Origin of the sequence: Streptomyces sp. NPDC001292 (assembly GCF_042896465.1) — a bacterium.
Lineage (GTDB): Bacteria > Actinomycetota > Actinomycetes > Streptomycetales > Streptomycetaceae > Streptomyces.
On sequence record NZ_JBIAXG010000006.1, the window covers coordinates 1 to 21,673 of the forward strand.

Genomic DNA, 21,673 nt, shown 5'->3' on the forward strand with positions numbered 1-21,673 from the left:
TTCAGCAGGTTGCGGACGGTCAGATCCTCGATCACGACCGTTTGGTTCTCACGGACGAGACGAGACGACAGTTTGTGCAGGAAGTCCCGGCGCCGATCGGCGATCCGAGCATGCACGCGGGCTACGCGGCGACGGGCCTTCTCCCGGTTAGCGGAGCCTTTCGCCTTCCGCGACAGCTCCCGTTGCGCCTTCGCCAGGCGCGCCCGGTCACGGCGCTCGTGCCGGGGGTTGGTGATTTTCTCCCCGGTGGACAGGGTCACCAACGAGGTAATCCCGGCGTCCAGGCCGACCGCCGCGTCCGTGGCAGAGGCCGGGACAACGGTGTCCTCGACGAGCATCGAGACGAACCAGCGGCCCGCGCTGTCGCGGGACACGGTCACCGTCGTGGGCTCCGCACACTCCGGGAGAGGGCGCGACCAGCGGATATCCAGGGGCTCCGTCATCCTGGCCAGCGTGAGCTGCCCGTCGCGCCACTTGAAGGCGCTGCGCGTGTACTCGGCCGATGCGCGGGACTTCTTCCGACTCTTGTAGCGCGGGTACTTGGCCCGCTTGGCAAAGAAGTTGGCGAACGCCGTCTGAAGGTGACGCAGCGCCTGCTGGAGCGGAACGGAGGACACCTCGGCCAGGAAGTCGAGTTCCTCGGTTTTCTTCCACTGCGTCAGCGCGGCGGACGACTGCACATAGGAGATACGGCGCTGCTCGCCGTACCAGGCGCGGGTGCGCTCCTGAAGCGCCTTGTTGTAGACGAGGCGGACACAACCGAACGTGCGGGACAGCTCCGCTGCCTGCTCATCCGTGGGGTAGAAGCGGTACTTGAATGCCCGCTTGACCAGCCGCGCCATGCCTCACATTCTATCAGCTCGCATGTGAGCTACAGGCTTCGGCCGGTGGCCGGTAGACACCGAATCGCCCTGACGGCGATTCGGCTTTCCCTGCCCTGCTCCGCAGGAGTCCGTTTCCTCCCCGGCCTGAAGTCCGGGGTATCCACGGAGGAATCCCGATGAATCGATCCGCTGACGGGTGGAAGGAGTTCCCGTAGCCTCGCCTCGAAGGCCAGGGCTACGGGCTCTTGCCTGTGTGGGGCCAACTCGTCGTAGAACTCCCTGAGATGGCCCGACACCCGCTCGGAGGCCACCGACGACGCAGGCTCCAGCGCTTGCGTGGCGGTGTGGCACGCCTGATCGAGCTTGCCCTGGTCCAACTGCGTACGAGCAAGCCAGAACGCGTGAAACGCGCGGCCGCGCTGATTGGTGCGGTCCTCCCGCCGCAGAGCATCCGCGATCAATGGTTCGGCAGTCGCTGCTTCGCCCAGTCGGCCATGGGCGATGCCCGTGTCCACGATGAGCTTCGGCTCGTCGAAGTAGGCCACCCACGACGGGTCCGGGTCGCTCGCGTGGATCTGCTCGAAATGGCGGTGTGCTTCCCCGATAGCCCGGTGCGTGGAATCCCGGTTGCCTAGGGTGGCATGAGCGAAGGCTTCGCGCATGGACAGCATGGACAGGACGCGTGGGGTGGTGCCGAGGGCTGAGCGGGCCTGGTCCTGGGCGGCGGTCACGAGTGCGAGTGAGTCCGCGGGCTTGTCCTGGTACGTGGCCTGCAAGCTCATGCAGGCAAGGACGTTGGCCATGAACTGGCGGTCGTCGATTTCCTTGGCCAGTTGCAGGGCCTCGGTGAAGTACGCGCGGGCCTGGTTGTACTGACGGGCGTCGAAGTAGGTCCAACCGGTCAGGCGCGCCAGCTCGGCCGCGATTCCGTACAACCCGTTCTGGATGGACGGCGGTCGGCTCTCCTTCAGGAGCCCGACCACATATCGGAGCTGGCCGACGATGGCCGGTCTCAGAGCCTCGCCGCCGTGCTGGTTGTCGCGTCGCCAGTAGTCCTCGATAGACGACCGGAAGGCTTCGAGTGTGGCTGCGCTCAGGCTCGTTCGGGTGGCCAGCTCCAGGATGCTGTCCACGTCCGGGCCCGGCAAAGAGTCGGGGGTCTGTTTCTCTGGCTGCGGCTGCTGAGGCGCCGCGCCCTCGGTGACTACGAGAGCCTGGGGAGTCTCCCAAGGCCGCCGGGCAAGGCCAAGCATGTCCCCTGGGATGCGCAAGCCGTCTGCGATGCGCTCGATGACATCCATGTGGAGTAACTGGCGTCGGTCTGCGATGACTTCACCGACTCGGCTGGGCGTCAACTCGCACCGCCTGGCGATCATCGACGGGTAGATGCCCGCCCTGCTCTTCACCAGCCGGAAGACTCGGGCGAAGTCCCGTACCCGGCACGCGTTGATCATCTCGGGATCTGTGAGCAGCCTGGCAGGCAGTTCCTGCGGCCGGTCGGCGTCGGGCATTGGGCAAGCTCCCACACTGCGAGGGCTACGCAACGTCGATGATTCTCTACTTGCCGCGATGTTACCCAAGTTGGGTAATCAGCCTGACCTTTCGGTGGCGGTCTCCGGATCGCGATGCTCCTTGCATGGCGAGCAAACAGCAGACCAGACCAGGCATCGGTGAACTGGCGAAGGACAGCGCCAGGGGACGTATCGGCGTCGTGATGGGTGAGGTCGGCGGCCGTGTGCAGATAAGGCCGATCGGTGGCGGCACGGAGTGGGATGCCATGCCGGACAACGTGGTGGCGCTGAGTGCGCGGGAGGAACTAAGCGCACGCCTGGCCGTCAAGAACGGCAACAGTCGGGGCGGGCTGTGATGCGCGCCATCGGCCGGTACGCGGGAGTCCTGTTCATCATCATGATCAGCGGGTCGTGCGGCCTGGTGATCGGCATGGCTCTCGCCATCGGTCAGTAGACCGGCCGCCCCGAACGGATGCCAGATTCCCGGCTCCCCCGTCCCCGTTCGGGGCCGGCCATCCAAGCCCGCCTCCTAGTCGTCCATGAGCCAGGCTCGGCGACCAATGCGGGCGGTAAGTGCCACGCACCGCCACACACGAGGAGTACTCGCATGACAGCAACAGCGAACGACCAGAGGACCGGTCGCGCAGTAGCTGGTGAGGAGCTGTTCGACAGCCTCGCCCACTTCGTGGTCGTCCACAACGGGCAGTCGGCCGAGCGTGCCGAGCGGATCGCGGACCAGGCGGTCGCCTTCCTGGTGACGGCGGCCACCGCCACCGTCCCCATGGTCCCCTCGGACGACGTGGACCTCGGCCTGCACGCGCTCATCCTGCACACGAAGGAGTACGCCGAACTCTGCGAGCAGTACGCGGGCCGCTTCCTGCACCACAACCCGAAGCCGGGTGGCGGTGGCCGCTCCCCGGAGAAGGTCGCCGCTTCGGCCCGCGCTATGAAGGCCGCCGGGTTCATGGTCTTCGACGACCTCTGGACCGTGAACGGTGAGAACCTCGCGCAGTGCGACTCGGACTGCGGCCGACCGTACGGCCAGGCGTAGCACACGACAACAGCGACGCGGCCGGCCTCTGCTCATGGTCGGCCGCGCTCGCCAGGAGGGAGAAGCGACCTTGTCCGGCCCAACCCCTGAACTGCCGATCGTGGTGCTCGACGCGCTTATGCCGACGGCGCAGCACCTGGTCATCAACCGCCGGGGCTCCGCGGTCTGGGAGGTGGAGAGCCATCGGGGCCGATACGCCGTGAAGCTCGGTTACCCGATCGAAGCCACGGTCGATTGGCCTGCGCAGCCCTGGACTGCGCTCGCCCCCGCACGCGAGGGTGCCGTTCTCTATCGCCTCGGCCTCGACGACATCGCCTATGGCGAGTGGGAGCGCGGAACCTGGAATTTCCAGCCGTGGCACGAGGGGCCGGACCTGTACAGGCTCTGGGAGCCCTGCCGTAAGCGAGACTCGTCCATCAAGCCGCACACCAGCGTGGCGGTGGGATGCGTCGAAGCGCTGGCAGAACTTCATGCCAAGGGCTGGGCGCACGGTGATGTGCAGCCCGCCCACTTCATCATCGGGCCGGAGCGGACCCATCTCATCGACCTCGCCCTTGCCCAAGGCGGGCGCGTACCCGAGGGGTACAACTTCCCGTTCCGCGGCTGCCTCGTCCACTACGAGGCACCGGAGATCGCGCGTAGCGTGCTGACAACCGGAGAAGCCGAGCCGACGCAGGCAGCCGACATCTACGCACTCGGCGCCTCCCTGCTCATCTCCGCCACAGGTTGGCGGGCGGTCGAGTACCCCGACGACGCTCCGCGCCGCGTGCAGAGAGAGGCAGTGGCGAATGGTCGGCGGCGGCCTGTGAGGGTGCCCGGTGAGCTGGGCGAGCTGATCGACGCGATGCTCAGCCACGCCCCGGAGAACCGACCGACGATCTACGAGGTGGGCAAAGCCCTGATCTGATCCCGAAGCTCCTCTCGCCAAACGTTCCCCGGGCGGCGGAGGCCGACAACAAGAGACCGGACCACCCCTCAGCCTGGACAGCATTCCGGGTGGTCCGGTCGCGGAAGCCCTGATCAGGACCCCGGTGCCGATGGTACCGGGGCGGTCGGCGTGCCCAGACGCGGGTGCGGCTACAACCCTGGCTCTCTGTCGTCGAGTTGGAGAGGAAGACCCTTGGACTGCGGCCGAAGAAACCACAGTTCTGACCTCAGCCGCCGAAAGCCAGCCACGGCGGCGGTGCGCCAAACGAGCACCCGTCACGTGTGTCTCCAGCAACCCCGTACCGGCCTCAGCCACGCTTCCTGGCTACGTCACGGACCGAACCGCTTCTGGCCTGCGCGTTGTCGACGCATGCCTGGCGCTTAGCCCTGCCTCGGGTCTCCGCTTGCAGAACGGCGGCCGGTGGGACAGTGCAGTCGCTCTCAACGCGTCTCAACCTGGTCCTGGTGCTCGGGCTGGTCGGGTCACTTCCTCCTCTGGCTGTCCGTCTTGGCGGTGTCGCGCGCTGAGTGGCCGGGGGCCGCCGGAGCGGTGGCGGAGACAGGGAGCGGCGGCGGCCCGTGGCCGCCAGCGCGCGCGGACCGCCGTAGGCGGGCCGCCTTGATCCAGTAAAGAAACTCTGAACAGCGCCGCAGGGCAGGGCGGTGGTCGAGCAGCGAGAGAGACATCCCAATGCCGTGGGCAGGCCCCGGCGGTTGGAGCAAGCGCGGTACGCAACGACGGCACGGCGGCAGGCGGGGAGACATGACCGAGCACATACCGGACAACGAAAAGGGGTTGACCAGCATTCACGTCGGGGATGCGGATCAGGTGGCTGCGCTGATCGAGGAAATGAAGGCCATGGTCGGCCGCCTCACCAGGGAGACCAGAGCGTTGCGAGAGGACGTGTCCCGACTCAAGACCGGGACTTCGACTGCCGAGACTTCAGCTCCTCGACCTCGCGCCGCAGCTCCTGATGCTCAGCGCTGAGGACACGGATCTCATCACGTAGTGCAGTGAGCATTTCAGCGAGGGTGGCCCTGGCGGCTTCGGCGTCGTCGGGCCTTCCCTCTCCTTGTTCTGCCTGGCTGGGCGTCTTGCCCTCCTTAGCCAGGTACCAAGCCGGCGGGGTATAGCCCACCGAGAACTCACCGGCGGCGTCGTGGTCTGCGACGAAACTGCCCCGGCCGTGGATCGTGTAGATCAGGCCCTCGTCTCGCAACACGTTGAGCGCGCCTCTCGCGGTCATGTTGGCCACGCCGAAGCGCTCCTGTAGCTCGCGAATGGACGGCATTTGCTCGCCCGGTTTGATCCGCCCCTGCAAGATGTCGCGCCGAAGCTCGTCGGCAGCATGCTGGTACGGCGGCCGGCGGTCCTGCTTGCTCTCTGGCGCGGGGCTCATGGCCCAAGAGTATCGATCCTTAGCAGCCCTAGCACACCCCACTGACATAGGTGGCCTATCTAAGTTGACACCTAGCTCACCACGCACACTTGACACTGCTAGGTCAGCTATGTTCAATGGAGATCACGCCCCGCCGTCTGGCGGAGCGCAACCGAAAGGAAGCAACTCCCATGGCACGCATCCGTGTTGGCCTGCTCCCCACCTCGTCGTTCATGGTCGGAACCCTGCCGGTGCCGAAGTACGCGGACCAGGAGAAGACGCAGTTCGCCACTGACCGTGAGACCGGCGCGAAGCTCTACACGGTCACCCTCTTCTTCATGGAGGAGGACCGCGCTGAGGCACTGAAGATCACCGTTCCGGAGACGGGTCTCCCCAACGGCCTCCGGCCCGGTATCCCCGTCATGCCGGTGGAGCTGTTCGCCACCCCGTGGGCGCGGATCTTCAACGGATCGCTCTCGGACGGCATCGCCTACCGCGTGGACCGCTTGGACCTGGTGGCCCCGGCCACTGAGGCGTGAGCAGCACATCTCTCCGGTTCGGCGCTGAGCGCAGCTATCCGCTGCCTCACGCCGGACCGGATGCCCGGTTCACCGAATCGCTCGTGAACTCGGTAGCGGCCGTGCTCGTCGGCTACGGCTACCCCCGCCTCGACGCCCCGGCGGATCGGACAGCCCTCGAATCGACCCTTGCGGCCTTCCTATACACCCCGATGGAGAACGACATATGAAGGGTCCGAACGACCCGGCAGAAGGAACCTTCGACTACGGCCCTCTCGTGGTCGACCTGGCGCTGGCGGTGCTCGTGGGATGGACCGTGTGGTGGGTAGTCCGCTACCTGCGCGCCGACGCCATGACCCGGCAGTCGATCCGGCAGGCCGTACGTGTGCGGTGGGGCTGGAAGCGGCTCGCGCCGATGCTCAAGCTGTCTGTCACGGACAAGACCCCGACCGCGCTGGCCTCGCTGGCGAACACGAATGGCAAGCCCATCAAGCCCCGGGTACTCATCCCTGCCTTGAAGGTCACACATGACGCGTACGGAGTGATCGCACGGGCGAGCTGCCTGCCCCGCGTGGGTCTGGAACAGTTCCAGAAGGCGGCCCCTCATCTGGCGGACGCCTGGAGGTGTACGCGGGTCGCGGTCACCCAGGACAAGCCGGGGCAGGTCGTCATCCGGGGCGTCCGGCTGGATCCGCTGAAGTTCCCCACCGAGCACCACCCGACGGGTGAGGTACCGGACGAGACGGCCCGTTGGGACCTCGGCGTGGACGAGTACGCACAGCCGGTGGCCGTGGACCTGACGCAGGTGCCTGGCGTGACCGTGGCCGGCCTGCCTGGCTTCGGCAAGACCAGCCTGATCAATCGGCTTCTGTCGGACTGGGCGCCCTCGCCTGCTGTGCAGTTCGCCTGTGCGGACGGCAAGGTGTCGGCTGCGTACGAAGGCGACTACGCCGACTGGGTACAGCGCATGTTCGCCTTCGTCGGTGATGACCTGGAAGAGGCAAACAAGCTCTTCCGGCAGCTGGTGGAGCTGCGTCGCGTCCGCTCAGCCTCGATACGCACGGTGCTCGGGGTGAAGTCCATGTGGGACATCGGCCCGTCCGAGGGCTGGCCCTTGGTCGTGTTGGTGATCGACGAAGCCCACACGTACTTCCGCGACCACAAGGGCAGCGACCCCAAGACGAAGAAGCTCGCCGCGCTCGCCGCCGAGAACGCCCGACTCGTGGAAGACCTGGTGAAGAAGGGCCGCTCGGTGGGGGTGCTCGTCATCCTCGCCACGCAGAAGTCCACCGGCGATGCGATCCCCACCTTCATCCGCGACGTGTGCCCCGTGGGCCTGAGCTTCGCGCAGAAGACCGCCGAAGCCGCTGTGGCCGCACTCGGCGAGGAGATCCGGGAGTGGCCGGACGCCAACCCGATCAACCTCCAAGACCCCACCTATGTCGGCGTCGCGTCCATGAACCACCAGTCACAGCCCGGCTTCACCCGCATCCGCACCCCCTACGTGCCGGACGCGGAGGCGGCCCGTCTCGCCGAACAGACCGCAACGCTCACTGCCAACCCCTACGCCCTGCTGGAAGCCGTACTCGGCCCGCGCATGGGGGAGGTGGATCTGAGCAAGCCCGAGGCTGACGCGGCCTGAACTGCTGCCCCGCCCGTCCACGACACCCCGGAAGGGAGGTGAAAACCCATGACAGAGGACCGGATCACTCAACGCACCATCACCGCAGTGATGATCGTCATTGCCTCGCTGGCATTCGTCTTCTCCTTCGGCAACGTCTGGTCCCTCGCCCTGCGCCTGGGCGTGCCCGCCCCGATCGCACCGCTCATCGCGCCGATGGTGGACCTGTCCGTGGTCGGCCTGCTGGTCGCCCTGCGCTACCTCTCCCTGCGTGGCCTGCCCGCCGAACAGATGAAGGCGGCCACCCGGCTGATGCACTTCTCCGGACTGCTGACCCTGGCCCTCAACGTCGCCGAACCGATCGTCGCCGGACACTACGGCCGCGCCGCAGTGGACGCCGTGGCCCCGCTGCTCCTCCTCGGCTGGGGTGCCGTCGGCCCTCAGCTCCTGCGCGCCTTCCACACCGTTGCGCACCCCGCCGCCCCTGTCTCCCTGCCGAGCGACATCGAGTCGGCCCCCGAGACTGCTCCCACCCCGGCCCCCGCTGCGGCACCGGAACCAGCCCTGGCCTCGGTCGCTCCGCTCACCACCTCGGCTCCTGCCTCACCTGCGGTCAAGCTGCCTGAACCTCTGTTGATCGAAGCGCGCTCCATCGCCACGTCCCACCACGCTGAGCACGGCGAGCCCATCACGGCGGCCCAGCTCAAGACTCGACTCGGCATCGGCCTGCCCATGGCAACGGCACTCCACTCCGCCTTGTAGGACCGTCCCCTCCGCCGGCCATCCCGGCATCTCCCACCCTCGCCCGTCCCTGGGCTGGGCCTGCCATGCCTGCGGACAGCAGCCCGAGCGCACGAAACAGGCTGCTGCCCGCAGGCCCACCCTCGCGTCAGAAAGGACGTCCCGCCACCCATGCGCCGCCCCGTCGACCTGCGCCACGTGATCAGCCCCGGCCTGCGGGACCTGGTCGAGCTGGCCAACACCCACGACTTCGACCGCGTCAACGAACAGGTCCGCAACCTGCGGGGTTGCACCAGCCCGATCAACCTCCACGGCTGGACGGTCACCACGGACCAAACCACCAAGCAGGTGATCCGCTCCTACCGCTCCGAGGACGAACCCTCCGGACGTCTCCTCACGACCTGCGGCAACCGCCGGGCCTCTCGCTGCCCCGCCTGCTCCCGCCTCTACGCGGCCGACACCTACCACCTGATCAAGGCCGGACTGTCCGGCGGCAAGAACGTCGCCGAAGCCGTCCGCGACCACCCGCGCGCCTTCGTCACCCTCACCGCTCCGTCCTTCGGCCCCGTCCACAACCGCCCCACGACGGATACGGGCAAGCCCCGCCCCTGCGCGTGTGGCAACAGCCACGCCGAGGACGCTCCCGAACTCGGCACCCCGCTGCACCCGGCCAGCTACGACTACACCGGCGCCGTGCTCTGGAACGCGCACGCCGGAGCCCTCTGGGCACGGTTCACGACCTACCTGCGCCGCGCCCTCGCCGAACACCTGGACATGACACAGAAGGCACTGAACGCAGCTCTCCGCGTCTCCTTCGCCAAGGTCGCCGAATACCAACAACGGGGCCTGGTCCACTTCCACGCGGTCATCCGCTTCGATGGTCCGGACGGCCACATCACCTCGCCCCCGGCCTGGGCAACCTTCGACGCCCTCTGCGTCGCCGTGGGCCTGGCGGTCGAGCGTGCCCGGCTCACCATCGAGTCGGACGCGGTCGGCGAGCGCGTCATCAGGTGGGGCGACCGATTCAAGGTGGATCAGATCTCTGCCCTCGGCGACGGCGAACTCACAGACGCCAAGGTCGCCGGATACGTCGCCAAGTACGCCACCAAGAACGCCGAAGGCGCGGGCACCGTAGACCGGACCCTCATGTGCCGCCCCTGCACCGGACGCGGCTACGTACGCGGCCCCGACGGCTTCCGCGACCTCTGCGCCGACTGCGACGGCACCGGGCAGGCCGAATCCCTCGCCGCACTCCCCGTACAGCAGCACGCCCGACAGATGATCCGCACCGCTTGGGCCCTCGGCCACCTCCCGGAGTTCGCCCACCTCAAGCTCTGGAAGTGGGCCCACATGCTCGGCTTCCGCGGGCACTTCTCCAGCAAATCCCGCGCCTACTCCACCACCCTCGGCGCGCTGCGCGACGTACGCCGCGCGTGGCGCTTGGCCCAAGCCGAAGCCGCCCGCATCCGCGCCGGCCTCCCCGTGAACGACGAGAACACCACCCTCGTCACCGCCTCCTCCTGGACCTACCTCAGCAGCGGCTACCGCCCTGGTGAAGAACTCCTCGCCGCCCAGGTACGCCACGACATCGCCCACTCCCAACGCGTCAAGCACGAAGGGCTGGTGCCTGCATGACGACGGCTGTGCTCACCGTGGACCAGGTCGCCCAGCGTCTCGGCATCAGCCGCTGGAAGGTCCACGACCTGATCCGCTCCCGCGAACTCGCCTCCTTCAAGATCGGCCGCTGCCGCCGCATCAGCGAAGCCGCCGTGCACGACTACATATCCCTCCGGACCGAACAGGAAGCCGCCTGATGGCCAAGCCGAAGAAGAACGCCAACAACGAGGGCACCATCTACCAGCGCAAGGACGGTCGCTGGGAGGGCAGTGCGTACGTTCTGACGACGGACGGCACGTACAAGCGGCGCAGCGTCTACGGTCAGACCTGGGAGGAGGCACACGAGAAGCTGACGAAGCTCAAGGCCAACTCCCTCAACGGCCTGCCAGTGGCCACCAGCAAGATGACGATCGCCGAGTATCTGTCGTATTGGCTCACGAACGTCGCCAAGGGCAAGGTCCGCAGGACGACGTACGTCAACTACGAATCACTCGTCCGCAACTACGTCACGCCCGAGTTCGGCAGGAAGAAGCTGGCCCGGCTCACGGCCCGCGACATCCGGGCCTTCCTGACCAAGACGGCGGCCACCTGCCAGTGCTGCGCTCAGGGCAAGGACAAGAAGCGGCCGGAGCACAAGCAACGCTGCTGCGCCCTCGGCAAGTGCTGCAAGAAGCTCCCCTCTGATCGGACCGTGCGCTTCCTGCTGGTGATCCTGCGGGCCGCCCTCCAGCACGCCGTACGTGAGGACGAGCTGCCCCGCAACGTGGCACGGAACGTGGAGCTGAGCATGGGAACGAAGCGCGAGATCGAACCGCTCACGGTCAAGGAAGGGCGTCAGCTCCTGGCGGCGGCCCGTGACAACAGGCTGTGGGCCGCATACGAACTGGCGGTCCGCATCGGTCTGCGGCGGGGTGAGCTGCTGGGCCTGCGCTGGTCGGACGTGGATCTCCACGAAGGCGTCCTCACCGTCCGGCAGGCCTTACAGCGGGTCGGCGGCGAACTGCTGATCGTCGCGCCGAAGACGCAGCGCTCAGCCCGTCGCGTGGCGCTGCCGGCCGAGTGCGTGACCGCGCTCCGTGCTCAGCGCGCCCAGCAGCTCGCCGACCGAAAAGCCGCTGGCGCGAACTGGAAGGGGACGGGTCAGGGCCTCGTCTTCACCACGAAGAACGGGACCCCCATCGAGCCGCGCAACCTGAACCGATCCTTCGAAGCTCTGTGTGCCCGCGCGGGAGTCCGTAAGGTCCGCTTCCATGATCTGCGCCACACGTGCGCGTCCCTGCTCCACGAACAGGGCGCAGACGCTCGCATGATCATGGAAGTCCTGGGCCACAGCTCGATCCGGGTGACCATGGACATCTACACCTTCGTACGGCTCGACTCCCAGCGTTCCGCCTTCGACCGTGTCGGGGACGCGCTGCGAGCCCGGGGCGACGAGACAGACCACGAAAGTTAGGAGAGGAGCAGCGTCTGGCCGGCCAGCGAGACCTTCAGACGTGCTCAAGACAGTCCGGGCCCGGTGAATCACCGGGCCCGGACTGCTGATCTTCAGCGCATCAGGTACTGATCCGCTCGACGGTGTCCACGTACGCGGCCCGGATCCGGAGCGTCACGACGTTTTCACCTCGACCGCCGAAGTTGAAGAAGTCGATGAAGTCCCCCACCGTGGCGAACCCGATCGCTTCGACCTGACGCTCGCTGTCGTGACCCTTGTTGATCACGTACCGGTACGAGGAACTCATCCCTTCGACCGCCTCGGGTCGTTTCCCGGCGGAACGGTGTTCTGCTCCCGCACCTGACCGTTCTTCCCTCTGACGCGGAGTTCCCCGCCGCCGTCATTGGCCAGGATCTCCCTCGCCCGCGTGGCTGCCTCCGCCTGCGTCGGAAGAACAGCACTGGCCCGCTGAGCACCGGGCTTCGTCACCGCCCAGCCGTCCCCCCGCGGGGAGACGTCCCTAGTGTTGGGCTGGCCTGTCATCACAGATCCGTTTCCGAGGTCGGACGCGCAAGCTCGCCATCTTGGTAGAACCAAGAGAGGGCGATAGGGTCCGAAGGCGCTACCAACGCATCAGGCCCCATGCCATCGAGTCCAACCTCAAGTTGGGCCCCGGCTGGGGCCTGCTTGATTTGGCGGATCAAGTGAAGCACTCCCGACGCTCCATCAGCAAGCAGAGCACCCCAAGATGTGCCCGTGCAGAATTTCTGCACCACAACATCTAGTGTTCCGTGACGGAGCACAACACCAGGCTACTGGCCCCCACCGACAACCGGACGACCGCCGGAACCGGTAGAGCCCGACACCCGGAGCAATCGCACACCCAAGCGCGAGCACCGTCAGCGAACCGGCGCCGACGTCGACTCCTCCACCCGACGAACTGAACCGGCGGGCGGGACGTACGGCGGCGTCAGGGCCGGTTGCCGTCAACCACTGCCGTCAAGATGAAAGCCAGAGGCCCCGTGGATCTCTTCACGGGGCCTCTGGCCTGCTGTGCACTCGGCAGGATTCGAACCTGCAACCTTCTGATCCGTAGTCAGATGCTCTATCCGTTAAGCTACGAGTGCTTGTTCTGTTTTTTGTCTTCGCTTCGGGCCCTTCCGGGCCGCTCGCGGCGACAGGAAGAACATTACATGACTGCCGCCGTCATGTGAAATCCATTCCCCGCACCCCTTGTGACCTGGGGAAACAAGGTATGGAACGGGACCGGGGCGGCAACGCCGAAGCCCCGGTCGGGACGGACCGGGGCTTCGGTGATCATGCGCGGAGGCGGAGGGATTTGAACCCTCGATGGGCTTTAAGGCCCAAACCGCATTAGCAGTGCGGCGCCATAGACCGGACTAGGCGACGCCTCCAGCACAACCGCTCACGCGAGCGCGCGAGTGGTGCGTGCAGATGATGACACAGCCGAGTGGGGTGTCACCAATCGCCCCCTACGGTACTAGGCCGGTGGGGCCCAGGGCAAAGCCCTTGTGGTGGCGTCGGGCGGATGGCGGCCGGGCCGTCGGACGGGCGCAACGTCCCGGGGCGGAAGGCGTTAGTCCGGGCATGACGCAGATCGGATCTTTCCCAGCCCGACGTTCCGCGGTCTCGCGGGCACTGGCTCTCGGCGCCTCCGCCGTGCTCGCCGTGCTCGCCTCGGTCTCGGCCGTGCCCGCCGCCTCGGCCGCGGCGCCACCGCCCGTCCGGGTCGAGGACCGGGCCAGTGACCACCTCACCGTCACCGTGCGGCACGCGGGCGCGGGCAGGGACGGGACGTACAGGCTGCACTGCCACCCGGCCAGAGGAAGCCACCCGGACGCCCGCCGTGCCTGCGACGTGCTCGACCGGAACACGCGCTGGGGGCGGGAGCCCTTCGCGCCCGTGCCCGAAGGCAGCGTGTGCACCATGCAGTACGGCGGGCCGGCCACCGCCCACATCAGCGGAACCTGGGCCGGGCGCCGCGTCGACGCGACCTACGACCGCGGCGACGGCTGCCGGATCGACCGCTGGAACCGGCTCGTGCCGCTGTTGCCCGACCTCAGCGCTCCCAGGCCGAGCGCGGTGTCCCCCGCCCGCGCGTAGGCGGGACGGGAGCGGGCCCCGTACCGGCGCGTGGGCGGGGGCAGGCGCGTAAGCGCGCGTACCGGCGCGTAGGCGTGTAACGGCGGGTGTGGGGGCCGGGAGTCCGTAAAGGTCTCGCGGAGGTCGTGCGAAGCGAAATCGTCCGGTCACAGGCTCGACGTCAACTCCGCGTGCGACCTCCCTCTCATCCGGCGTCGCGGCAGCAACCTCTGCGCATAGACTCCCTCGCGTGACACGCTGCGGGCCGGTTGGCAAGATGGCCCCCGCGGTCGGCAAGGTGCGGTGACAGGGAGGAAGCGTCTCGTGAGCAGCAGGCCATCCCGAGGCGCTGCTCGCCTCGCTGCCATACTCGACGCGCTGCCCGACGCCCTGGTGCTGGTCAACGCCAACGGCACCGTCGTCAACGCCAACACCATCGCGCTGGAGGCCTTCGAGACGCCGGGGACCGCCCTCGTCGGGCGGGGCCTGCTCGATCTGCTGCCGCAGTTCGACTCCAAGCTGATCCCCGGCTCCATGCGCAGGCCCGACCACATCGACCCGCGCGGGCGGACCAAGCCGACCCGGATGACGGCGCGCCGGACCGACGGGTCCGAGTTCCCGGTCGAGGTCACGAGCGCGAATCTGGAGAACAGCCAGCAGGCCTACGACGGCTACGGCTACAGCGGCGACGAACTGCTGATGCTGGTCGTCCGCGATCTGTCCGGCACGGTCGACACCGAGGCCGAACTGGCCCGTTCGCAGCGGCAGACCGAGATGATCCTGCGGGCCGCCGCCGAGGGTGTCGTGGGCACCGACACCGACGGGCGGATCGTGCTCGTCAACCCCGCGGCCGCCCAGATACTGGGCTACCGGGCGGGCGAACTCGGCGGCCGCGAGCTGCACACCCTCGTCCTGCACTCGCGCGCCGACGGCTCCCCTTTCCCGTACGGCGAGTCCCCGCTCGCCGACACCCTGCGCTCCGGGCGCAAGCACCGGGTGCGCGGGCAGGTGCTGTGGTCCAAGGCCGGCGACAAGGTTCCCGTCGATCTGACCACCGCGCCGGTGCGCGACGGCGACCAGCTTGTGGGCGCCGTCATGACCTTCACCGACCGGCGCCCCTACGACACGCTCGCCGACGAGAAGGCCGCCGAGGAGAAGCGCCACGAGGAGGAGCTCGAGCAGCTCACCGAGGAGCACGCCTCCGAGCTCACCGCCCTGCGCCAGCAGCACGTCACCGAGATCGAGGAACTCACCGAACGGCACGCGGAGCAACTCGCCGCGAACGAGGAGCGCTACGCTGCCCTCGGCGAGCGGGAGAAGGACCGCTACGAGGCGCTGGCCGGCCGGTACGAGCAGCTGCTGACCCTCCTCGGCGGCTCCCTGCGTGGGCCCCTGGACGAACTCCGCCGCGAGCTGGCCGCTCTCGCCGCCGACGACGCCGGACAGCTGTGGCCCGAGGCCAACCAGGTGCTGCACCACCTGTCGGCCGGGTACTCCCGGATCACGGCGCTGATCGACAACGTCCTCGGCTACCAGCGTCTCGACGCCGGCAGCGAGGAGATCACCCGGACGAAGGTAATGCTGGACGCGGTCGTCGCAGCCGGTGTCGACGGCGCCGTCGAGCTGATCGGCCCCGGGCGGGTGCAGTTCGCCGTGCACGCGCCGCCCATCGAGGCCGAGGTCGACCCGCAGCGTCTGGCCACCGCGCTCGCACACCTCGTCGCGGATGTCGCAGGCGTCGACGCGACCGGGAACTCGCCCGTGTCGGCGGGTGGTTACATGGACAACACCGTCGTGGTGGCGGCGGCGCAGCGCGGTGAGGTCGTCCGGATCGAGGTGCGGGGGCCGTACGCCGGGGGAGACCCGGTGCACGAGCCGATCGTGCGCGGGATCGTCCGGGCGCACGGCGGTGTGCTCCAGACCCACGAGGTGCCGGGCATGAGCGGCAGCGCGTACGTCCTGGAGGTGCCGCTCGGCGGCGGTGCCGGTGTCGTCGCGGCCCCGGCCCCTGCCCTGGAGCCGGCCGCGGGTTCCGAAGAGCCCGCCCCGGCCGTGCCGGCCGTGCCCGAGCAGCCTTCGGGCGGTGGGCGGCGGCGGGCCCGGCGGCCCTCGACGGACGCGTTCCTCGAGAGCGACAGCGAGGGGGAGCCGGCTGCCGGTGCCCCGGCGGCTCCGACCGGTCGGCGCAGGCGGCGGGCGGCCGAGCCGTCCCAGGAGACCGGGCAGGTTCCGGCCCAGGTCCCGTCCCAGGGCGCGGACGGCTCCGGCGGTACGGGACGGCGGCGCGGACGACCCGCCGACGACGCGGCGGGCGTGTCCGAGGGTGCCGTGGTCATGGCGGGCGAGCACGGCGCGGGAACGGCGGCCGCGGGTACAGGACTCGGCGGTACGGTGCCGCCGCAGGGCGTGCCCGCGCCCAACGGGCGGCGCGCCCGGCGCGAGGTCGGCCGGCCCGAGGCACTGCCGGCGGCGCTGCCCGCGGCTGCCGACGCGCTGCCCGAGGCTGCGCATGCGGAGGCGGCGCGGACCGAGGCAGTGGGCGGCGAGAGCCCGGCGGCTCCCGCCCCGCAGCCGACCGGGCGCCGTCGGCGCGCCCTGGCCGCGGCGACCGAGCGCGCCGCCGCGCAGGAGGCGGCTCCCCGTCCGGTCTTCGCCCTGCCGCCCGCGGAGGCGGACCGGCCCGCCGAAGGCCCGGAGGCAGCACAGGCGCCCCGGGTGCCGGCGCAGGGTGCCGCTGCCGTCGCCCCCCTGGGGGACGAAGGGCAGCACGACGCCGTACCTCACGACCAGGCCGACGACCATACGCCGCCACAGCCGCATCCCACGAGCGCGCCGACGGGACGCCGGCGGCGGGCGGTGGCCCAGCCGCAGGACACCGCGGCGACGGGCGCGACGCCCGCGCAGGGTACGGCCGGACCGGGCGTTCCGGTGCAGGCTGACCCGGGCGGCGCCCAGGCGCTCGCGCAGGCCGTTCCGCAGGTGACTCCCGGTCAGCCCGCCGCGCCGCAGGGGGTGCCGGGACGGCCCACCCCGCAACAGGTGACTCCCGGTCAGCCCGTCACTCCCGCGGGCCTGCCCGGTCAACCCGTCGTACCGCAGGGCGTGCCGGGACAGCCCACCGCCCCACAGATGACTCCCGGTCAACCCGCCATGCCTCAGGACCTGCCCGGTCAACCCGCCGCGCTAAAAGGTCCGCCTGCGCAGCCCGCCGTGCCGCAGGCGGCTCCCGGACAGCCGGGTGCAGGGCCGCAGGCTCCCGGGCAGCAGCCCGTTCCGGGTCAGGCGCTGCCCGCGCAGCATCCGTCCGGGCAGGCGGCCCTGCCCGCACAGGTGCCGTCGCCGGAGCACGGGGCCACGGGCACGGCGCCCGCTCCCGCGCTCGGCATCGCCGGTCAGCCGCTCCCCCCGCAGCCTGCCGCCCTCGCTTCCGCGCAGAACACCGCCGCCCCGGCCCACCAACCCCCCTCTGCCGGGCCGCTCCCCGCGCAGGGCATCCCGGCCCCGGGCGCCCCGGCTCAGGCGGTCCCCGCCGCGCAGCCGACCCCCGGCGCGGGTGGCAGCCCCGTACCGCCGAACGCCACCGGCGCCCCCATGTCCCCGGCCCAGGCGCTTCCCCAGCCGGCAGCACCCGGCACCCCCGGTACACCGCCCCACGGCACCGCGGCCCCGCGCGCGGCCCAGCCGTTGCCCGCCGAGGCCGCCGCGCCCGTCGATTTCCACTCGACGCAGGGTCGGGCGATCAGCGTGCGCACGCTGGGGCAGGGCGTGCCGTTCAGCCGGCAGGCGGCACAGGCGCAGGCACCGCAGCCGCCGTCGGCCACGCCGCCCCCGCAGACGACCGGCGGTTCCGGCCGCCGCCGCAAGCTGGGCACTCCGCCCGACCCGGCCACCGCGCGCCCGCAGACGCCGGCGCAGGCTCAGTCGCAGCGGCCGGAGCAGGCGGCCCGCCCACACCCGCCGTCCGAGCAGCCCACCGCGCAGCCCTCCCTCGGCGGACCCGCCGTGGCCGCCGGCACCGAGGGCGGCGGACGGTCGTACGCCATCGGGGCTCCCGACGAGAACGCCGCCGAGGGTCCCGAGCCACTGGACGGTCCCGGCGGTGCGGTGGAGGTCGCGGACACCCCGCGGCCGCAGCCGATGGACGACGAACTGCCACCGGAGCCGCTGGACAACCCGCGTCGGCTGCTGGTCTGGCCGGCCCCCGACGTCACCACCCAGCAGGCGCTGAGCGACCGCGGCTACCGGCCGGTCATCGTGAACTCGCGCGAGGAGGTGGACGCGCAGATCGCGGCCTTCCCCGCCGCGCTGTTCGTCGACCCGCTGACCGGGCCGATCACGCGCACGGCGCTGCAGTCGCTGCGGCAGGCGGCGGTCGCCGCCGAGGTGCCGGTGCTGGTCACGGCCGGACTCGGGCAGGCGACGCGTGAGGCGGCCTACGGCGCCGATCCGGCCGTACTGCTGAAGGCCCTCGCGCCGCGCGACAGCGAGCAGCATCCGCCGCGTGTGCTGCTGATCGAGGAGCACGCGGAGATCGCGCTGGCGCTGACGGCGACGCTGGAGCGGCGCGGGATGCAGGTGGCCCGGGCCGCGAGCGACAACGACGCGGTGACGCTCGCCGGGCAGTTCCGGCCGAACCTGGTCGTGATGGACCTGATGCAGGTGCATCGGCGCCGGGCCGGGATCCTGGACTGGCTGCGCGCGAGCGGGCAGCTCAACCGCACCCCGTTGGTCGTCTACACGGCCGCCGTCGACCAGGCCGACCTGCCGAGGCTGGCCTCGGGCGAGACGGTGCTGTTCCTCGCGGAGCGGTCCACCAGCGACGAGGTGCAGAGCCGGATCGTCGATCTGCTGGCCCGGATCGGCACCAACTGACCGACTGGCCCACGTCCCTACGACGCCAGGCGGGGAGCCTCGGTGCTCCCCGCCCCACACGAGTACGCGTGCGCGTGCCGTCCGGTTCGCGGTCAGATCCGGGTGACGTCCAGCTCTCCGGCGGCGTACTGCCTGCGCAGCACCTTCTTGTCGAACTTGCCGACGCTGGTCTTCGGAACTGCCTCGATGATCGTCCAGCGTTCCGGGAGCTGCCACTTGGCGATCCCGCGCTCCTCCTGGAGGAAGGCGCGCAGTGCCTCGAATCCGGCGGTGGCGCCTTCCCTGAGGACGACGGTGGCCAGCGGGCGCTCGCCCCACTTGTCGTCGGGGACGGCGACGACGGCGGCCTCGGCGACGTCCGGGTGGGACATCAGGGCGTTCTCCAGCTCGACGGAGGAGATCCACTCGCCGCCCGACTTGATGACGTCCTTGGCCCGATCGGTGAGAGTGAGGAAGCCGTCGGGGCTGATGGTGCCGACGTCGCCGGTCTTCAGCCAGCCGTCCTCGCTGAACTTGTCGGCCGGGCGGAGCGGTTCGGCGCCGGGACCGTTGTAGTAGGCGCCGGCGATCCACGGGCCGCGGACCTCCAGCTCGCCCGCGGACTCGCCGTCCCAGGGGAGCCGTTCGCCGCCGGGTCCGGTCAGGCGGGCCTCGACGCCGGCCGGGAAGCGGCCCTGGGTGAGGCGGTAGCCGAACTCCTCGTCCGTGCCGACCGCGTGGGCCGGCGGGCGGGCCACCGTGCCGAGCGGGGAGGTCTCGGTCATGCCCCAGGCGTGGCAGACCCGCATGCCCAGCCGGTCGAAGGCCTCCATGAGGGAGGGCGGGCAGGCCGAGCCGCCGATGGTGACCTGGGTGAGGGAGGAGACGTCGCGGGGCCGGGCGGCCAGCTCGGCGAGCAGCCCCTGCCAGATGGTGGGCACGGCGGCCGCGTGGGTCGGCTTCTCCCGCTCGACCATCTCGGCGAGGGGAGCCGGCTGAAGGAAGCGGTCCGGCATCAGCAGGTTGACGCCGGACAGGAAGGTGGCGTGCGGCAGGCCCCAGGCGTTGACGTGGAACTGCGGGACGACCACGAGCGTGGTGTCCCGGTCGGTCAGACCCATGGACTCGCTCATGTTGACCTGCATGGAGTGCAGGTAGACCGAACGGTGGCTGTAGACCACGCCCTTGGGGTCGCCCGTGGTGCCGGAGGTGTAGCACATGGCGGCGGCCTGGCGTTCGTCCAGCTCGGGCCAGTCGTAGGTGACCGGCTTGGCCGCGATCAGGTCCTCGTACTCGTGCACCCGGGCGTGGGAGCCGTCGAGCGGGGTGCGGTCGCCGGGGCCCGAGACGACGATGTGCTCGACCGTCTTCAGGTGCGGCAGCAGCGGGCCGAGCAGCGGGATCAGGGAGCCGTTGACGATGATGACGCGGTCGGCGGCGTGGTTGACGATCCAGGCCAGCTGCTCGGCGGGCAGGCGCAGGTTGAGGGTGTGCAGCACCGCGCCCATGCAGGGGATCGCGAAGTACGCCTCGACGTGCTCGGCGTTGTTCCACATGAGGGTGGCGACCCGGTCGTCGGCCGCGACCCCGAGCTCCTCGCGCAGGGCGTGCGCCAGCTGGGCCGCGCGCTCTCCGATCCCGGCGAAGGAGCGGCGGTGCGGCTCGCTGTCACCGGTCCAGCTGATCACCTGCGACGCCCCGTGGATCGTCGACCCGTGGGCCAGGATCCTCGAGATCAGCAGCGGTACGTCCTGCATGGTGCTCAGCACGGCGTCCTCCCGGGGCAGCGTCGCCTACGCGGCGGTAAGGGCTGCGCTGATTCTGCTCACATACCGTGCGGTATGTCACTAGCCCCGGATGATCGATCACGCAACGTTCCCCAACGGTCAGCGCACGGGCCCCAGTTCCGCGTGCTCCCGCAGCTTGCCGAGCGCCCGCGACACCGCCGACTTCACCGTCCCCACGGACACTCCGAGCACCTCGGCCGTCTGCACCTCGGAGAGGTCCTCGTAATACCTCAGGACGACCATCGCCCGCTGCCGGGCGGGCAGCCTCATGATCGCCCGCCACATGGCGTCACGCAGCGCCTGCTGCTCCGCCGGGTCGGTCGCGCCCGGCACCGGCTCCGGCTCGGGCAACTCGTCGCAGGCGAACTCGTCGACCTTCCGCTTGCGCCACTGCGAGGTGCGCGTGTTCAGCAGCGCGCGGCGCACATAGCCGTCGAGCGCCCGGTGGTCCTCGATCCGCTCCCACGCCACGTACGTCTTGATGAGCGCGGTCTGCAGCAGATCCTCCGCGTCGCTCGGGTTCGCGGTCAGCGACCGGGCGGTGCGCAGCAGCACCGGCTGCCGGTCCCGCACGTACGACGCGAAGGACGGGTACGCCGGAGTCCCGGTCGCCGGTACGGCGGCTTTCGACACGCTGGTGCGGACGGGTGTGGTCATGGCTCCACGCTAGGAGCGGCACTCGCTCCCGCGGATCGCCCGCAGGTCCCGCAGCCGAGTCCGCCTCAGGTTGTAGGGGTGGGGTTGACCGCACCTCCTGAAGGTGGAGGAACGGACCGTGTGCACTGCGGGTTCACCCCTGGGGGACTCCTGGACGGCGTCCCGGGCGACCGGGCCCCCTGCCACGGTCGCACGGAACACGTCTGCGCGGCGGCGCCGAAGCACCGCCGCGCAGAGGTGTGTTACGTCCCCACGAGCACACCCACCATGGGGGTCAGGGCCGGCGGGTCCCCAGAGTGCGCGCCGGCCCACCCCGGCTCACCACAGACGGGTGAAGTGGATGGCGACGTTCGCGTTGCCCTGCTGGATGGCCGTGAACGCGGAGCGGTTGACCTGTGCGGTGTTGCTCTGGTTCGAGGCGCCCGAACCGACCGCCTGCTGCTGCGTGGTGGACGAGTTGCCGCTGTTGTCGTGGCCGACCCCGCTGCCGACGAGGCCCGCGACGCCCGCGTTCGATCCGTCGCCCGCGATGGCTCCCGCGTCCGCGGCCGCGACACCGGTGAAGAGCGCCGCGGCGAGGGGGATGGCCGCGGCGGCGGCGAGAACACGGGCGGTACGGATGCTTGCCATGTTGCTCCTCCAGTACGAGGTACG

At 69.9% G+C, this 21,673-nt stretch carries 20 protein-coding genes and 2 tRNA genes; 12 read left to right on the forward strand and 10 right to left on the reverse strand.

What is annotated here, in order from left to right:
* Together ACFY4A_RS09110 and ACFY4A_RS09115 are read right to left on the reverse strand one after the other, a co-directional pair.
* Nucleotides 1-842, reverse strand: an 842-nt coding sequence (locus ACFY4A_RS09110) for an RNA-guided endonuclease InsQ/TnpB family protein (protein ID WP_390828768.1), incomplete at its 3' end; no start/stop codon positions are given.
* 29 nt (nucleotides 843-871) lie between these two features.
* Nucleotides 872-2,335, reverse strand: coding sequence for a hypothetical protein (locus ACFY4A_RS09115; RefSeq protein WP_390828769.1), 1,464 nt, complete (start codon nucleotides 2,333-2,335; stop codon nucleotides 872-874).
* 125 nt (nucleotides 2,336-2,460) lie between these two features.
* On the opposite strand from ACFY4A_RS09115, the gene ACFY4A_RS09120 reads away from it, so the two are divergent.
* From ACFY4A_RS09120 to ACFY4A_RS09130, 3 genes are all read left to right on the forward strand, one after another.
* Nucleotides 2,461-2,691 (forward strand): hypothetical protein, encoded by a 231-nt coding sequence (locus ACFY4A_RS09120; protein ID WP_365421429.1) that lies wholly within the window; start codon nucleotides 2,461-2,463, stop codon nucleotides 2,689-2,691.
* Nucleotides 2,692-2,942: 251 nt separating this feature from the next.
* Nucleotides 2,943-3,386, forward strand: a complete 444-nt coding sequence (locus ACFY4A_RS09125; protein WP_390828770.1) for a glycine-rich domain-containing protein — start codon at nucleotides 2,943-2,945, stop codon at nucleotides 3,384-3,386.
* Between the two features lie 70 nt (nucleotides 3,387-3,456).
* Entirely contained in the window at nucleotides 3,457-4,293 is an 837-nt protein-coding gene (locus tag ACFY4A_RS09130; protein WP_390828771.1) for a protein kinase, read from the forward strand.
* A 934-nt stretch (nucleotides 4,294-5,227) separates the two neighbouring features.
* On the opposite strand, the gene ACFY4A_RS09135 is transcribed toward ACFY4A_RS09130, so the two are convergent.
* Complete coding sequence (locus ACFY4A_RS09135) at nucleotides 5,228-5,713, reverse strand: GntR family transcriptional regulator (protein WP_390828772.1); 486 nt, start codon at nucleotides 5,711-5,713, stop codon at nucleotides 5,228-5,230.
* Between the two features lie 170 nt (nucleotides 5,714-5,883).
* On the opposite strand from ACFY4A_RS09135, the gene ACFY4A_RS09140 reads away from it, so the two are divergent.
* From ACFY4A_RS09140 to xerC, 7 genes are all read left to right on the forward strand, one after another.
* Nucleotides 5,884-6,231 carry a hypothetical protein gene (locus tag ACFY4A_RS09140; RefSeq protein ID WP_361412668.1) on the forward strand — a complete coding sequence of 116 codons (348 nt, stop codon included), beginning with the start codon at nucleotides 5,884-5,886 and terminating at the stop codon, nucleotides 6,229-6,231.
* Complete coding sequence (locus tag ACFY4A_RS09145) at nucleotides 6,228-6,440, forward strand: hypothetical protein (protein WP_390828774.1); 213 nt, start codon at nucleotides 6,228-6,230, stop codon at nucleotides 6,438-6,440. The genes ACFY4A_RS09140 and ACFY4A_RS09145 overlap by 4 nt, the downstream gene beginning before the upstream one ends.
* The gene (locus ACFY4A_RS09150; RefSeq protein ID WP_390828775.1) at nucleotides 6,437-7,852 is read left to right on the forward strand and encodes a cell division protein FtsK; all 1,416 of its coding nucleotides are present in this window, start codon (nucleotides 6,437-6,439) and stop codon (nucleotides 7,850-7,852) included. The genes ACFY4A_RS09145 and ACFY4A_RS09150 overlap by 4 nt, the downstream gene beginning before the upstream one ends.
* 48 nt (nucleotides 7,853-7,900) lie before the next feature.
* Nucleotides 7,901-8,593 carry a DUF2637 domain-containing protein gene (locus ACFY4A_RS09155; protein ID WP_390828776.1) on the forward strand — a complete coding sequence of 231 codons (693 nt, stop codon included), beginning with the start codon at nucleotides 7,901-7,903 and terminating at the stop codon, nucleotides 8,591-8,593.
* Between the two features lie 150 nt (nucleotides 8,594-8,743).
* On the forward strand, nucleotides 8,744-10,207 hold the full coding sequence (locus tag ACFY4A_RS09160; protein WP_390828777.1) for a replication initiator: 1,464 nt from the start codon (nucleotides 8,744-8,746) through the stop codon (nucleotides 10,205-10,207).
* Nucleotides 10,204-10,386 carry a helix-turn-helix domain-containing protein gene (locus tag ACFY4A_RS09165; protein WP_388480853.1) on the forward strand — a complete coding sequence of 61 codons (183 nt, stop codon included), beginning with the start codon at nucleotides 10,204-10,206 and terminating at the stop codon, nucleotides 10,384-10,386. Before ACFY4A_RS09160 ends, ACFY4A_RS09165 begins: the two co-directional genes overlap by 4 nt.
* The gene (xerC, locus tag ACFY4A_RS09170; RefSeq protein WP_390828778.1) at nucleotides 10,386-11,642 is read left to right on the forward strand and encodes a tyrosine recombinase XerC; all 1,257 of its coding nucleotides are present in this window, start codon (nucleotides 10,386-10,388) and stop codon (nucleotides 11,640-11,642) included. The genes ACFY4A_RS09165 and xerC overlap by 1 nt, the downstream gene beginning before the upstream one ends.
* A 100-nt stretch (nucleotides 11,643-11,742) precedes the next feature.
* On the opposite strand, the gene ACFY4A_RS09175 is transcribed toward xerC, so the two are convergent.
* From ACFY4A_RS09175 to ACFY4A_RS09190, 4 genes are all read right to left on the reverse strand, one after another.
* Complete coding sequence (locus ACFY4A_RS09175) at nucleotides 11,743-11,928, reverse strand: hypothetical protein (RefSeq protein ID WP_390828779.1); 186 nt, start codon at nucleotides 11,926-11,928, stop codon at nucleotides 11,743-11,745.
* Complete coding sequence (locus ACFY4A_RS09180) at nucleotides 11,925-12,164, reverse strand: DUF2188 domain-containing protein (protein ID WP_390828780.1); 240 nt, start codon at nucleotides 12,162-12,164, stop codon at nucleotides 11,925-11,927. Before ACFY4A_RS09180 ends, ACFY4A_RS09175 begins: the two co-directional genes overlap by 4 nt.
* Before the next feature lie 511 nt (nucleotides 12,165-12,675).
* A tRNA-Arg gene (locus ACFY4A_RS09185) sits at nucleotides 12,676-12,748 on the reverse strand.
* A gap of 197 nt (nucleotides 12,749-12,945) precedes the next feature.
* Nucleotides 12,946-13,036, reverse strand: a tRNA-Ser gene (locus ACFY4A_RS09190).
* A gap of 193 nt (nucleotides 13,037-13,229) precedes the next feature.
* On the opposite strand from ACFY4A_RS09190, the gene ACFY4A_RS09195 reads away from it, so the two are divergent.
* Together ACFY4A_RS09195 and ACFY4A_RS09200 are read left to right on the forward strand one after the other, a co-directional pair.
* Nucleotides 13,230-13,745: an SSI family serine proteinase inhibitor gene (locus ACFY4A_RS09195; RefSeq protein WP_390828781.1), complete on the forward strand. Its 516-nt coding sequence runs from the start codon at nucleotides 13,230-13,232 to the stop codon at nucleotides 13,743-13,745.
* A 303-nt stretch (nucleotides 13,746-14,048) separates the two neighbouring features.
* Nucleotides 14,049-18,596 (forward strand): PAS domain-containing protein, encoded by a 4,548-nt coding sequence (locus ACFY4A_RS09200; RefSeq protein ID WP_390828782.1) that lies wholly within the window; start codon nucleotides 14,049-14,051, stop codon nucleotides 18,594-18,596.
* A gap of 92 nt (nucleotides 18,597-18,688) precedes the next feature.
* Here the strand turns inward: ACFY4A_RS09200 and ACFY4A_RS09205 are convergent, their stop codons facing one another.
* From ACFY4A_RS09205 to ACFY4A_RS09215, 3 genes are all read right to left on the reverse strand, one after another.
* On the reverse strand, nucleotides 18,689-20,344 hold the full coding sequence (locus tag ACFY4A_RS09205; RefSeq protein WP_390828783.1) for a long-chain fatty acid--CoA ligase: 1,656 nt from the start codon (nucleotides 20,342-20,344) through the stop codon (nucleotides 18,689-18,691).
* A 117-nt stretch (nucleotides 20,345-20,461) separates the two neighbouring features.
* Nucleotides 20,462-21,019: a SigE family RNA polymerase sigma factor gene (locus tag ACFY4A_RS09210; RefSeq protein ID WP_390828784.1), complete on the reverse strand. Its 558-nt coding sequence runs from the start codon at nucleotides 21,017-21,019 to the stop codon at nucleotides 20,462-20,464.
* 318 nt (nucleotides 21,020-21,337) lie between these two features.
* Entirely contained in the window at nucleotides 21,338-21,649 is a 312-nt protein-coding gene (locus tag ACFY4A_RS09215) for a hypothetical protein (protein ID WP_390828785.1), read from the reverse strand.
* Nucleotides 21,650-21,673: the final 24 nt, after the last annotated feature.